Genomic DNA, 12,915 nt, shown 5'->3' on the forward strand with positions numbered 1-12,915 from the left:
GGAAGCTTGAACCCGATGCCGCCCGCGGGAGCCGGAACCGCGGGGGCCGTCGCAAAATCGGCCGGTCAGGCCGCCGAGGTCATCGGAAAGCCGCTGTAGTCGAGCGAGGCCGACCAGAACCGTTCCAGCTTGCGCAGGGTCTCGTTCGCCTTGGTCAGTTCCTCGTCGCTGAAGCCGGCCTTTTCCAGGGCGGTCAGATGACGTTCAAACATGACGCTGATCTTCTCGCGCAGTATCCAGGCCCTTCTCCGACAGGCGGACACGGACCGAACGGCGGTCGTGCGGGGAGCGTTCCTGGCCGAGATAGCCGTTCTCGACCATCTTCTTGACGTTATAGGAGACGTTGGAGCCCAGATAGTAACCGCGCGCGGTCAGTTCGCCGACCGTCATCTCGTCTTCGCCGATGTTGTACAGGATCAGGCTCTGGACGTTGTTGATGTCCTGGATGCCGAGCCTGTCCAACTCAGTCTTGAGCACTTCAAGAAAGTGGCGGTGAAGCCGCTCGATCAACAGAATGCTCTCATAATAAGGTTTGCGCACCGCGGTCTCCTTTGGCTCTAACCGGCCGTTCCCCGCGCAAGGACGATACCGGGACCTTAAGGCGAGATTAACCGATCATTCGTCGGCAATCATCTTAATAATTCCAGAAAAAGTCTGGCACAACCCGTCTGTACAGGCCCCTTTCGCAGAGTGCCCCCGGCGAAAGGCTTTCTACCGGGCGGCAGGTCCCGCATAAGCAAAAAGGGGAAGACCACGCAATCGGTGCGTGACCTTCATCCCTTCGACATCGCCTATGGTCAGTCCCGGAACACGAGATCGCCGCCCGACGGTTCGGCGAAGTGACGCTCGACATCCGACGGACCCACATCGGTCAGTTCGGCCGGCTTCCATTTCGGGTTCTTGTCCTTGTCGACCAGGACGGCGCGGATGCCCTCATAGAAATCGTCGCCGGCCAGGCAGGCGAGGCTGAGGCGCAGTTCCTGCACCATGCAGCCTTCAAAATCCAATTTGGCGCCACGGCGCAGGGCAGCCAGCGTCACCTTCAGGCTGGTCGGCGACACCCGGCGCAGGATGGCGATCTGACCGGCCGCCCACTCGGTTCCCTCGGCTTCCAGTGCCTTGACGATGGCTTCGACGCTGTCGAAGGCGTAGCAGCGGTCGACCGCCGCGCGGATGCCGCTCACAGCCGCATCGCCCGCTTCGCCCCGGTGGGCGGCGACGGCTTCGTCGGCAGGGACTCCTGCCGCCAGATCGTCGATCAGCGCGTCGATCCGGGCGCTCGGCACGAAGGCGTCGGCGGCACCGATGGCAAGCAGGTCGGCCGCCTTCAGACGGTCGCCGGTCAGCCCCAGCCAGATGCCGACCTGCCCCGGCAGGCGCGGCAGGAAATAGGTGCCGCCGACGTCGGGATAGAGGCCGATGCCGGTCTCCGGCATGGCGAACAGGGTGCGCTCGGTGACGATGCGGTGGGTGCCGTGCACCGACAGTCCGACGCCGCCGCCCATCGAGATGCCGTCGATCAGCGCGACATAGGGCTTGGACAGGCGCTTGATCAGCCGGTTCAGCACATATTCCTCGCTGAAGAAGGCGCGGACCGGCCCGGTGTCGCCACGCCCCTCCCTGGCGGCCTTGCCAGCCTCATACAGGCTGACGACGTCGCCGCCGGCGCAGAAGGCCTTTTCGCCGGCACCGCGAATCACGACGGCCTTGACCTCCGGATCGGCGTTCCAGGCCCGCAACTGCGGATCGAACAGCCTGATCATGCCCAGCGTCAGCGCATTCAGCGCCTTGGGCCGGTTGAGCGTGACGAGGCCGATGGCGCCCCGACGTTCGAACAGAATCTCAGCAGCGTCGCTCATCGTCTTGTATTTTCTCAATTATCGTTACGAATCGGGCGGTGGCGGGCCTCCTGCGCCATCCCTGCCGTGCATCCTTTTGCGCGTCAGGACGGCAGCGTTGGCCAACAGCGATGATACGGGAGCGGGCGGCGCTGTCAAACCCACCATACGGATCCGGATGTTCGCCCGTGACGGTCCGGCACAGCCAATCAGGAACATCACCGCTCTTGGACCGTTGCGCTCACGCTCTCATCTGAAGACGAGACACCATTCGACTTCTCAGGGAAGGTTAGATGCCGATGCCGCTCAACAGCCTGCCGGGTGCGCCATGAAGATCGGAATCGTCCTGAACCGGCAGGCGGGCTCACTGGTCGATCGGCCTATCGACCGCGCCGAGGCGGCGATCCGCACGGCGTTCGAACGGCATGGTGCGACCGTAGACCTCCATACCGTCGACGGCGCGCAATGCACCGATACGATCCAACGGGTGCTGGACTTCGATGCCGAGGCCGTTGTGGTCGGCGGCGGCGACGGCACGCTGCACAGCGCGGCGAAGCTGGCACTCCCGAAGGGCAAGACGCTGGGCGTGATTCCGCTGGGCACTCTCAATCTATTGGCTCGTGATCTTCATGTTCCGCTGGAACTGGAGGATGCGGCGGAGGCACTGGCCGCGGGGCGAGTCCGCGCCATCGACATTGCCGAGGTGAACGGAGAGCCCTACCTCAACAGTTCGGTTCTGGGCTTCTATCCGCAGGTGGTCCAGGAACGTGAGCGCCAGCGCAAGCAGCACCGGCTGCTGAAATGGCCCGGTGCCGCCGTGGCCCTGGCGAAGACGCTGTACCGCCTTCCGATGCTGGATGTGCGGCTGGAGTGGGGCGAGGGTCCGCGGCGGATGCGCACGCCGATTCTGGTGGTTTCCAACAATGTCTATGACGACGGGTTCGGGCTGGTCCTCTCCCGCCAGGCGCTCGATGCCGGAAAACTCGGGGTTTATGTGGCCCGCGAACGGAACGCCTTTGCAATGTTGCGGTTGATGGGACGTCTGGTTGCGGGTTCGTGGAAGCAGGACGAAGGGCTGGAGACCTATGCGGTCACCAGCCTCACGGTCCACAGCCGCAGGCACCACCTGAAGATGGTCAACGATGGTGAGATCCGGAAACTGCACACCCCGCTGCATTATCGGATTCTCCCCGGTGCACTGAAGGTTCTGGCGCCCGGCTGAGAGAAAGGATGAGGATGGCGTGAAACGGCTCGCTCACATTTCCGACCTGCATTTCGGGCGGATCGATCCGCGCGTTGTCGATGGCCTGCTGGCCGACCTGACCATGCAGGCTCCCGACCTGATCGTCATTTCAGGCGACTTCGTCCAACGGGCCAAGCCGCGCCATTTCGAGGAGGCGCGGGCCTTCCTGCAGAAATTGCCGTTTCCCTACATGGCCGTACCGGGCAATCATGACATCCCGGTTTACAATGTGTTCAAGCGCTTCACCGACCCGTTCGGCCATTACCGGCGCTACATCACCAGCGACTTCAGTCCGCTGCACATCGACGACGAGATCGCGGTGCTGGGCATCAACACCGCCCGCCCCGTGATCATGGATTTTTCCGAAGGGAGGATGAACAAGCGGCAGATCGCGCGGGTCCGCGAGGTATTCTGCGGAATGCCGGACAGGATGTTCAAGGTGCTGTTCACTCACCATCCCTTCCTGCCGCCGCCCGACCTGCCCAAGACCCAGCTGGTCGGTCGCCACAAGCTGGCGCTGCCGGCGTTGGAAAGCTGCGGTGTCGACTTGCTGCTGGCCGGGCATCTGCACAAGGCCTATTCCGGCGACATCATGAGTTTTCACACCCAGGTCGCCCGGTCCATCCTGGTTGCGCAGGCCTCCACCGCCACCTCGACCCGTCTGCGGAACGAGGCGAACGCCTATAACCTGATCACCGTCGCCCATCCCAATGTGACGTTCGAAGTGCGGTCCTGGGAGGGCGCGGCCTTTACCGGCGGACTGGTGTCCAGTTACCGCAAGGAAGGCAATCGCTGGGCTCTACAGACACAGGACACCGGTTTCCGCCCGGTCGGCGCCGACGATTCCGCCGTTGCCGATCCGATGGCGGCGCAATGGGAGTCGGTTGCGCGACAGGCAGGCGGCGAAGCCCATGGCGGGGCATGAACCCTGCGCAAGGCTCATGCCCGGTCCCCAGGGACTGGAACGGCCCCCGCGGCTTGAGTTCACTATGAGGGAAGGCGTAGGATCGCCGCACTCGTTCTAAGTGCGTGGTTCTCCCGATGCCGATCACCCTGCCCGCCGCCTTCCCGCGCACCCGACTGCGCCGCAACCGCGCCGATGCCTGGACCCGCCGTCTGGTCGCCGAGAACACGCTGACCGCCGACGACCTGATCTGGCCGGTCTTCGTGATCGAAGGCGAGAACCGGCGGGAGCCGGTCGCCTCAATGCCCGGCGTGGAGCGCCTGACCATCGACCTGCTGTGCGAGGCAGTGGTGGAAGCCGGTGCGCTGGGCATTCCCTGCATTGCGCTGTTTCCGGTCGTCGGTTCGGAGGGCAAGTCGGAGGATGCGGCGGAAGCCTACAATCCCAAGAATCTGATGAACCGCGCCATCCGCGCGGTGAAGGCCGCCGCCCCCGATGTCGGCATCCTGGGCGACGTGGCGCTGGACCCCTACACGACGCATGGGCATGACGGCCTCCTGCGGAACGGTTACATCCAGAATGACGAAACGGTCGAGGTTCTGATCCGTCAGGCCCTGTCGCAGGCCGAGGCCGGTGTCGACATCGTCGCCCCGTCCGACATGATGGACGGCCGCATCGGCGCCATCCGCGACACGCTGGATGCGGAGGGGTATCAGCTGACCCGCGTCTGCTCCTACGCCGCCAAATATGCCTCCGCCTTCTATGGCCCGTTCCGCGACGCGGTGAATTCCGGCGGCTTCCTGAAGGGCGACAAGACCACCTACCAGATGGACCCCGCCAACACCGACGAGGCCCTGCGCGAGGTCGCCTGCGACCTGCAGGAGGGTGCGGACATGGTGATGGTGAAGCCGGGCCTGCCTTATCTCGACGTCATCCGGCGTGTGAAGGACCAGTTCGCGGTTCCGACCTTCGCCTACCACGTGTCGGGCGAATACGCGATGCTGCGCGCCGCGTCGGGCAACGGCTGGCTGAACTACGACAAGGCTCTGCTGGAAACGCTGATGGGTTTCAAGCGCGCCGGATGCGATGCCATCCTCACCTATGGCGCGGTGGATGCGGCGAGGCTGCTCAAGCAGGGCTGAGCAGGTCGGGATCGTCTTTGAGCCGTTCGGGGCCGCGGAGTGATCCGCGGCCCTTTATCGTCAGGGCATCCCGAACGACGGAGATGCCCGATGACCGCCAAATTTCCCGCCCGCATGGCTCTGCTGGCCGCCCTGCTGCTGGCCGCATCGCCCGCCGCGGCATTCGACCTGCACAGCCCCGACTTCACCGACAAGTCGCTGATCCCCGAGCGCAATGTCTTCGCCGGATTCGGCTGTACCGGCGGCAACCAGTCGCCGGCCTTGAGCTGGACGGCGCCGCCGGCCGGCACGCGCAGCCTGGCCGTCACCATCTACGATCCGGATGCGCCGACCGGCAGTGGCTGGTGGCATTGGCTGGTGTTCAATCTGCCGCCCGACAGCCGTGGCCTACCGGCCGGTGCCGGCGATGCTGCCAAGCCGAACCTGCCCGCCGGTGCCATGCAGAGCCGCACCGACTTCGGCATCTCCGGCTACGGTGGTCCCTGCCCGCCGCAGGGCGACAAGCCGCACCGCTATGTCGTCACCGTCCATGCGCTGAAGGTCGACAGCCTGCCCCTGCCCGCCGACGCATCGGGCGCCATGGTCGGCTTCAACCTGAACGCCGCCAGTTTGGGCAAGGCGACGCTGACGGCCCGTTACGGCCGTTGATCGCCCAAGCCGACCGGCCCTAGACTCGGCCGAGGCCGAAGGATGAATGCCATGGGTCCCGATCTGCTCGCCCGCCTGTCCCGCTTCGCCGCCCGCGATCTCCGTCCCGGCGGCGGCGATCGGCCACACCAGCCGGAACTGTGGGCCTTCATCGCCCACGACCGTGAGCGTCTGGCCGAGGTGCAAATCGAGCGCACCGCCCTGATCGCGGTGCTGGAAGGCACCAAGGAACTGACCGACCAATCCGGCGCAACCCACCGCTTCCCGGCCGGCAGCGCCATGCTGCTGCCGCCGGGCTGGTCCGGGGCGGTGGTGAACGATCCCAGCTACGGCGGACGTTACCGTGCGCTGGTGCTGGAGTTCCCGGCGGAGATGGTCCGGCGCCTTCTGCGTGCCCATGGCACGGACGGGCTGACGCAGCGCAGCCGGCCCGGCGATTGGCATGTCATCCTGACGCCATCCCTGACCGACGCCATCCACCATGCCGCCGCCGGTCTCACCGCCGACCCGCCACTCTCGCCCAAGCTGGCGGAGCATCGCTGCATGGAGGTGTTGCTGGCCTTGCTGGAGGATGGTGTCTGGTGGCTGGGACCGGTGGCGCCGACCGGGACCACCGACGCGGTGCGCCAGTTGCTGCGGACCCAGCCTGACATTCCCTGGACCGCGGAGCGTGTGGCCGGGGCGCTCAACCTCAGCACCGGCACGCTGCGCCGCCGCTTGAGCGATGAGGGGTGTTCGGTCCGCAGCATCCTGACGGAAGAACGGGTTGCCCATGCCCGCGACCTGCTGCAAAGCGAGGGACTGAGCGTGCAGGAAGCGGCGGAGGCCTGCGGTTATGCCAACCGCTCCCACTTCGCCCGCCGCATTAGGGAAGCGATGGGCGTCAATCCGTCGAACCTGCGGGGACGCTGATCGGCGCAGCACCGTAGGCGCGGATCAGGGCTGCGACCGAATTGGCGATCACCGTCTCCGGGTCGGCGGTGACCGGCAGGCCCAGCATGGTCGGCCAGAACAGAACCTCCTTCATGCCGCCCAGCAACTGGGTCGCCACCACATGCGGATCCGGCGCGTTCAATCGGCCGCGGGCATGCTGGGCGGCGATATAGTCGTCGAGCAGTGCATAGGCCTGGCTCTTGCCGCCCTCCAGATAGTCCTGCGACAGCTCGGGAAAGCGCTGGTGCTCGGCGATCACCAGGCGCAGGAGGCCACGCACCTCCGGCCGGCCGGTATGCACCAGCAAGGAGCGCAGGAAAGCCGGCAATGCCTTCTCCGGCGGTTGGTCGTGGCGCAGCAGGCTTTGTCCGTCCTCGCTGCGGAACCCCTCGTAGAGTTCCGATACAACGGCCTGGAACAGCTCCCGCTTGCCGGGAAAGTGGTTGTAAACGGTACGTTTCGACACATTGGCGTCAGCGGCGATGGCGTCCATCGACGAAGCCTCGTAGCCATGTGTGAGGAAAGCGCGTGTCGCCGCTTCCACCACCGCATCCCGTTTGACCGAACCGCGCGCGGCCCCCCCCGCCTGAGACGTTGACATTCCCCACCCTCAAAGTACACTGCACAGTGTAGTGTAGTTGTTGCCGCAGGCTTCCAGGGTAATCCGCCCGGCCGCGGCACGGGAGGGGTAAAGCGATGAAACAGCGCAACATCGGTGGCATTCTCTCGGTTTCCGAAATCGGCCTCGGTTGCATGGGCATGTCGGAGTTTTATGGCCCGACCGACGATGCCCAGTCGCTCACCACGCTGGACCGGGCATTGGAGCTTGGCGTCACCCACTACGACACCGCCGACATGTATGGCAGTGGACACAATGAAACGCTGCTCGCCCGTTTCCTGGCCGGCAAGCGCGACCGGGTGACGCTCGCCACCAAGTTCGGCATCGTCCGCCAGCCCGGCGAGTATGCCCGCCGGGTCGATACCAGCGCGGCTTATGTGGCCCAGGCCTGCGATGCTTCGCTGAAGCGGCTGGGGGTGGAGACCATCGACCTCTATTATGCGCACCGCATCAACCCGGACATTCCGGTGGAAGAGACGGTCGGCGCCATGGCCGATCTGGTCAAGGCGGGCAAGGTCCGCGCGCTCGGCCTGTCGGAGGTGTCCGCGGCCACCCTGCGCCGCGCACACGCCGTCCATCCCATTGCCGCGGTGCAGAGCGAATATTCGCTGTGGACCCGCGATGTGGAGGCTGGGGTGCTGCCGACCTGCCGCGAGTTGGGCGTCTCGCTGGTCGCCTACGCACCGCTCGGCCGCGGCATGTTAACCGGTGCGGTCAGCAGTCCCGACCAGTTTGCCGAGAACGATTTCCGCCGCGTGGCACCACGCTTTGCTGGAGACAATTTCGACCGCAATCTGGCGCTGGTCGAGCAGGTGAAGGCACTGGCGGCACAGAAGGGCTGCACCCCGGGACAAGTGGCGCTGGCATGGCTGCTGGCCCAGGGGCCAGACATTTTGCCGATTCCAGGCACCAAGCGGATCAAATATCTGGAGGAAAATGTCGGCGCCGCAGCGGTGACGCTGACCGTTGCGGAGGTCAAGGCGCTGAGCGATGCGCTGCCTCCGGGAGTGGCGGCAGGGGACCGCTATACAGCTGAAGGGATGCGCGGCGTGAATGTGTAGGACGCGATGACGGAAGATGGGAGGAGGCATCGTCTGCCGCCTCCCATGTCCACATGTCCTACTTCGGCGTTCCCGACCACACTTGGAACTGTGTGGTCTCCATCAACATGTCGCTGTGGCCGAACGCCGCCTTGAACAGCTTGCCGACGCCGGCAGTCCGTTGTGTCACCGCCACCAGGGTGCCGCGCAGCTTCAGATACTGCTTCGTCCCCGCCACCAGCGCGTCGAGCATGCCGAAATCCTCGTCCTTGCCGCGGTGGAGCGGCGGGTTGGACAGGATCAGGCCGAAACGTTCGCGGGCGCCCAGCCCGGCCAAGCCGTCGCTCAGCACCAGTTCGGCGTCCGGCACATTCTGACGGGCGGCGTGCAGGGCCACCGCGTCGATGTCCAGCAGGGTCAGCGGCGCGTCAGGCTGCTGCTCACGCACGGCCCGTGCGATCACCCCGGCGCCGCAGCCGAAATCCAGCACGCGGGTGCCGGCCGCCACCTCCGGCAGCACCTTCAGCAGGCATTCGGTGCCGGCATCCAGATGGCCGTGGGCGAACAGGCCCGGATAGGACACCAGCTCCAGCGTCCGGTCGGGCAGAGTGAGGGTGACGGTCTGCCGCCAATCCTCCAGGGCCCCTTTGGCCGGTGCATCGGTGCGCCGGGTCAGCAGCAGCCGGGCGCGCCGCTTGATGATCAGCGTTTCCGGCTCTTCCGCCAGCCCGTCCAGATGCTTCGCGGCACTGGTCACGCCTTCGTCGTTGCCGCCGGCGATCCACAGCGGGGCACCGGGGGCAAGGCGAGAGGCGAGCGCATGAAGCGCCATCTCGAATCCGGCCCAGCCGCGCGGCAGGCGCAGAACGGCGCCGTTGAACGGCCCCTCCGCCGGCCAGGGCGTGGCAGCCTGCCCGCCTGTGGCGAGACGGTTCCACACCACCACGTCCGCACCGCCATCACGGAGTGCGTCGGCGATGGCGCCGTCACTGTCGAAGGCGACGAGAATCCGGCCCTGCGGCCGGATTTCGGACAGGGCTTCGGCGGCCACGGCGGCGACGGTGGAGTCGCGGTCCGTGGCCCGATTGTCGAGGCGTGCCACCGTATCAACCCTTGTCGCGCATCAGCCGCGCCTTGTCGCGCTGCCAACTGCGTTCCTTCTCGCTCTCGCGCTTGTCATGTTTCTTCTTGCCGGTGGCGAGGCCGATCTCGACCTTGGCATAGCCGCGGTCGTTGAAATAGACCGACATCGGCACCAGCGTGACGCCCTTCTGCTTGATCCCGGCCGCGAGCTTGTCCAGCTCGCGGCGACGGACCAGCAGCTTGCGCGGCCGCTTCGGCTCGTGCTGATCGATGCGGCCGGCCTGGAGATATTCGGGGATGTACGCGTTGAACAGGTACAGCTCCCCGCCCTTCAGACCGGCATAGGCCTCGTTCACACTGGCGCGGCCGCCGCGCAACGACTTCACCTCCGACCCGGTCAACATGATCCCGGCTTCGAGGACATCATCGATGAAGAAGTCGAACCGCGCGCGGCGGTTCTGCGCCGCATATTTTTTTGCTTCCTCGCGCGTCGCCAAATCTCTCTCCTATACGGCCTGTTCCGTCACTCAGGACAACAGGCCGGCTTTGGTCATGGCTCCACGCACGGCGGTACGGGCGGTCTCGGTCGCCGGAACCAGCGGCAGGCGCACCTCGTCGCTGCCGAGGCCGAGCAGGCTGGCGGCGAACTTGACCGGCGCCGGGCTGGTCTCGACGAACATCGAATCGTGGACCGGCGACAGCACGTCGCGCAGGCGGAAGGCCTCCTTCAGGTCGCCCTTGGCCCAGGCGGTCTGCATGGCGGAGCACAGCGCGGGCGCGATGTTCGCGGTGACGGAGATGCACCCCACCCCACCCTGCGCGTTGAAGGCCAGAGCCGTGGCATCTTCGCCCGACAGCTGGATGAAGTCGGGACCGACCTCCTGCAGCAGGCGGGACGGGCGGGACAGATCGGCGGTCGCGTCCTTCACACCGACGATGTTGGGCAGCTTTGCAAGCCGCGCCATCGTCGCCACAGACATATCCACGACACTGCGGCCCGGAATGTTGTAAATGAAGATCGGCAAATCCGCCGCGTCATGGATCGCCTTGAAATGCTGGTACAGACCCTCTTGAGACGGCTTGTTGTAGTAGGGCGTGACCACGAGCGCCGCCTGCGCGCCAGCCTGCTTGGCATGGCGGGTCAGGGCGATGGCTTCGTCGGTCGAGTTGGAACCGGTTCCGGCCATCACCGGAACCTTGCCGCCGGCCGCCTCGATGCACAGCTCCACGACGCGGTTGTGTTCTTCATGGGACAGGGTCGGCGACTCGCCGGTGGTGCCGCAGGGCACAAGACCGTGCGTGCCCTGCGCGACCTGCCACTCCACGAAGGACTGGAAGGCCTTCTCGTCCACTTTCCCGCCCTTGAACGGAGTCAGAAGGGCGACGATGGAACCGTGGAACATGGCTGCCTCCTCAGTCGGCTTAGCTGGAAAAAAGAGTTGCGCACATTATCCCTCCCCGCCGCCCTCGGCAAGAGCGCCCGAACCTCTGTTTTCGCGGGTCTCCTCACCCTTTTCGCGGCGCTTCCCGGCGCCCTTCCCGCCGCGGCGCTGAGCCCGCAGGACATCGCGATCTACCGCGAGGCCTTCAGGCTCGCGAATGACGAGCGTCTTTCGGAAGCGCTAGCCTCGGCGTCGAGCGCGCAAGACCCGTTACCGGCGAAGGTTCTGCGCTGGATCGCGCTCGCCAACCCGGGCGGCGGCAGCTTCACCGACATCGCCGCCTTCATCCGCGAGAACCCGGACTGGCCGAACATGGCGGCGCTGCGCCGTCAGGCGGAAATGGCGATGCCCGACATCCCGCCGGCCGACGTGGTGGAGTGGTTTCGCCAGAGCCCGCCGCAGACCAACGACGGCTTCGTCCGCTATGCCGACGCGCTGATCGCGACCGGCAGCGTGGAGCGTGCGACCACCCTGATCCGCAAGCAGTGGGCCGACGCCACCTTCACGGCGGACGAGGAGGCCACCTTCCTCTCCCATTACACGCCTTATCTGCGCCAGCAGGACCATAAGGCGCGCATCGACCGGCTGCTCTGGGCCAAGCAGGAGGCTCCGGTCCGCCGGATGCTGCCCTTCTTCGACGAAGCCTATGACGCGCTGATCGAGGCGCGCATCGCGCTGGACGGCGACAGTGCGGGCGCCGAGGCGATCCTGTCGCGCGTGCCGCCCAGCCTGCTCAACGACCCGGGCCTGATGTTTGACCGTGCCCGCTATTTGCGGCGCAAGGGCGATGATGCCGGCGCGCTGGAAATCATCGCCCAGGCCGGCACCGACATGGGCCGTCCGCAATCCTGGTGGTCGGAACGGCATCTGCTGGCCCGCCGGGCCATGGAGCGCGGCGACTACAACCTCGCCTACCGGCTGGTCAGCGCCAACGGGATGAGCGAGGGCAGTTCCTTCGCCGATGCGGAGTTCCTGTCGGGCTTCCTGGCGCTCCGCTTCCTCGACAAGCCGTCGGAAGCGTTCACCCACTTCCACAAGCTGTACCGCTCCGTCACCGCGCCGATCAGCAAGGCGCGCGGCGCCTACTGGTGCGGCCGTGCCGCGGAGGCGCTGGGCCAGACCGGGCCGGCACGCGACTGGTACGCCAAGGCGGCGACCTACCCCACCACCTTCTACGGCCAGTTGGCCTTCCGCCATGTCTCCGGGGGTGCCGTAACCCTGCCGACGCCACCGACCGTGTCGAGCGCCGAGACGGCCGCCTTCAACAGGCGCGAGGTGGTGCGCGTTGCCCGCCTGCTGGCGGAGATCGGCGGCAACGCCTCCGATCAGGTGACCGGGTTCGTCCGCCGACTGAGCCTAGACGCCAAGACGCCTGCCGATTACGTGCTCACCGCCCGGCTGGCCAGCGACGTCGGCCGGCGCGATCTGGCCGTTGCCGCCGCCAAGGACGCTGCCCAGAACGAGGTGTTCCTGGTCGAGGCCGGCTATCCGATGATCGATGCCCGTCCGGCCGCACCGGAACTGGCACTGATCCACGGCATCATCCGGCAGGAAAGCACCTTCAACCCCACCATCGTCTCGTCCGCCGGTGCGCGCGGGTTGATGCAGCTGATGCCGACGACGGCGCAGCTGGTGGCGGGGAAGCTGGGGCTGAAGCACACCAACGCGCGGCTGACCTCCGACCCTGGCTACAACGTCACGCTGGGGTCGGCCTATCTGGCCGAGCTGATCGACCGCTTCAACGGATCGTGGGTGCTGGCCATCGCCGGCTACAACGCCGGTCCGAACCGGGTGCGCCAGTGGCTGCAGACCTATGGCGATCCCCGCACGGAGACCATCGACGTGGTCGATTGGATCGAACTGATTCCGATCTCCGAAACCCGCAACTATGTCCAGCGCGTGCTGGAGGCCGTGCAGGTCTATCGTGCCCGCCTGAACGGCGACCGGGCCGAGCCGAACCTGGACAAGGATCTGCGGCGGTAGGCAGGTTTCGTTCGGGGAGGGGAGCGGCGACAAGCCCCCT

12 protein-coding genes and 1 pseudogene are annotated in these 12,915 nt (G+C 66.2%); 7 read left to right on the top strand and 6 right to left on the bottom strand.

What is annotated here, in order from left to right; all coding sequences use genetic code 11:
* Positions 1–65: 65 nt before the first annotated feature.
* Positions 66–540 (bottom strand): annotated as a pseudogene (locus ACWPN3_RS16935) (MarR family winged helix-turn-helix transcriptional regulator).
* A gap of 257 nt (positions 541–797) precedes the next feature.
* Positions 798–1,859 carry an enoyl-CoA hydratase/isomerase family protein gene (locus tag ACWPN3_RS16940; protein WP_492240571.1) on the bottom strand — a complete coding sequence of 354 codons (1,062 nt, stop codon included), beginning with the start codon at positions 1,857–1,859 and terminating at the stop codon, positions 798–800.
* A 307-nt stretch (positions 1,860–2,166) separates the two neighbouring features.
* Between ACWPN3_RS16940 and ACWPN3_RS16945 the strand changes: the two genes are divergently transcribed.
* The 5 genes from ACWPN3_RS16945 (at position 2,167) to ACWPN3_RS16965 (ending at position 6,687) form a co-directional block, all read left to right on the top strand.
* A complete protein-coding gene (locus ACWPN3_RS16945) occupies positions 2,167–3,060 on the top strand; it encodes a diacylglycerol/lipid kinase family protein (RefSeq protein ID WP_492261602.1) in 894 nt (297 codons plus the stop codon).
* A 19-nt stretch (positions 3,061–3,079) separates the two neighbouring features.
* The gene (locus ACWPN3_RS16950; protein ID WP_492240573.1) at positions 3,080–4,006 is read left to right on the top strand and encodes a metallophosphoesterase family protein; all 927 of its coding nucleotides are present in this window, start codon (positions 3,080–3,082) and stop codon (positions 4,004–4,006) included.
* 116 nt (positions 4,007–4,122) lie between these two features.
* Positions 4,123–5,127, top strand: a complete 1,005-nt coding sequence (hemB, locus tag ACWPN3_RS16955; protein ID WP_492240574.1) for a porphobilinogen synthase — start codon at positions 4,123–4,125, stop codon at positions 5,125–5,127.
* A gap of 90 nt (positions 5,128–5,217) precedes the next feature.
* Complete coding sequence (locus ACWPN3_RS16960; RefSeq protein ID WP_492240575.1) at positions 5,218–5,775, top strand: YbhB/YbcL family Raf kinase inhibitor-like protein; 558 nt, start codon at positions 5,218–5,220, stop codon at positions 5,773–5,775.
* Positions 5,776–5,826: 51 nt separating this feature from the next.
* A complete protein-coding gene (locus tag ACWPN3_RS16965) occupies positions 5,827–6,687 on the top strand; it encodes a helix-turn-helix transcriptional regulator (protein WP_492240576.1) in 861 nt (286 codons plus the stop codon).
* Here ACWPN3_RS16965 and ACWPN3_RS16970 read toward each other — a convergent pair.
* Complete coding sequence (locus ACWPN3_RS16970; RefSeq protein ID WP_492261603.1) at positions 6,659–7,309, bottom strand: TetR/AcrR family transcriptional regulator; 651 nt, start codon at positions 7,307–7,309, stop codon at positions 6,659–6,661. The two genes, ACWPN3_RS16965 and ACWPN3_RS16970, sit on opposite strands and share 29 nt — an antisense overlap.
* 95 nt (positions 7,310–7,404) lie before the next feature.
* Between ACWPN3_RS16970 and ACWPN3_RS16975 the strand changes: the two genes are divergently transcribed.
* On the top strand, positions 7,405–8,388 hold the full coding sequence (locus ACWPN3_RS16975) for an aldo/keto reductase (RefSeq protein ID WP_492240577.1): 984 nt from the start codon (positions 7,405–7,407) through the stop codon (positions 8,386–8,388).
* Positions 8,389–8,446: 58 nt separating this feature from the next.
* Here ACWPN3_RS16975 and ACWPN3_RS16980 read toward each other — a convergent pair whose 3' ends face one another.
* Genes ACWPN3_RS16980 through dapA form a run of 3 tightly spaced genes read right to left on the bottom strand, consistent with a single transcriptional unit; the run spans position 8,447 to position 10,853 of the window.
* Positions 8,447–9,469: a class I SAM-dependent methyltransferase gene (locus ACWPN3_RS16980; protein ID WP_492240578.1), complete on the bottom strand. Its 1,023-nt coding sequence runs from the start codon at positions 9,467–9,469 to the stop codon at positions 8,447–8,449.
* A 4-nt stretch (positions 9,470–9,473) separates the two neighbouring features.
* A complete protein-coding gene (gene smpB, locus ACWPN3_RS16985; RefSeq protein ID WP_042704640.1) occupies positions 9,474–9,947 on the bottom strand; it encodes an SsrA-binding protein SmpB in 474 nt (157 codons plus the stop codon).
* Between the two features lie 30 nt (positions 9,948–9,977).
* On the bottom strand, positions 9,978–10,853 hold the full coding sequence (dapA, locus tag ACWPN3_RS16990; protein ID WP_174472517.1) for a 4-hydroxy-tetrahydrodipicolinate synthase: 876 nt from the start codon (positions 10,851–10,853) through the stop codon (positions 9,978–9,980).
* A gap of 36 nt (positions 10,854–10,889) precedes the next feature.
* On the opposite strand from dapA, the gene ACWPN3_RS16995 reads away from it, so the two are divergent.
* A complete protein-coding gene (locus tag ACWPN3_RS16995) occupies positions 10,890–12,875 on the top strand; it encodes a lytic transglycosylase domain-containing protein (protein ID WP_492240579.1) in 1,986 nt (661 codons plus the stop codon).
* Positions 12,876–12,915 lie beyond the last annotated feature (40 nt).

It is taken from the genome of Azospirillum sp. UENF 111221 (genome assembly GCF_058780625.1).

Bases quoted from the DNA above. Each gene is read 5' to 3' on its own strand.
- ACWPN3_RS16940 (WP_492240571.1), bottom strand. From the start codon at position 1,859: ATGAGCGACGCTGCTGAGATTCTGTTCGAACGTCGGGGCGCCATCGGC.
- ACWPN3_RS16945 (WP_492261602.1), top strand. From the start codon at position 2,167: ATGAAGATCGGAATCGTCCTGAACCGGCAGGCGGGCTCACTGGTCGAT.
- hemB (WP_492240574.1), top strand. From the start codon at position 4,123: ATGCCGATCACCCTGCCCGCCGCCTTCCCGCGCACCCGACTGCGCCGC.
- ACWPN3_RS16960 (WP_492240575.1), top strand. From the start codon at position 5,218: ATGACCGCCAAATTTCCCGCCCGCATGGCTCTGCTGGCCGCCCTGCTG.
- ACWPN3_RS16965 (WP_492240576.1), top strand. From the start codon at position 5,827: ATGGGTCCCGATCTGCTCGCCCGCCTGTCCCGCTTCGCCGCCCGCGAT.
- ACWPN3_RS16970 (WP_492261603.1), bottom strand. From the start codon at position 7,309: ATGTCAACGTCTCAGGCGGGGGGGGCCGCGCGCGGTTCGGTCAAACGG.
- ACWPN3_RS16975 (WP_492240577.1), top strand. From the start codon at position 7,405: ATGAAACAGCGCAACATCGGTGGCATTCTCTCGGTTTCCGAAATCGGC.
- dapA (WP_174472517.1), bottom strand. From the start codon at position 10,853: ATGTTCCACGGTTCCATCGTCGCCCTTCTGACTCCGTTCAAGGGCGGG.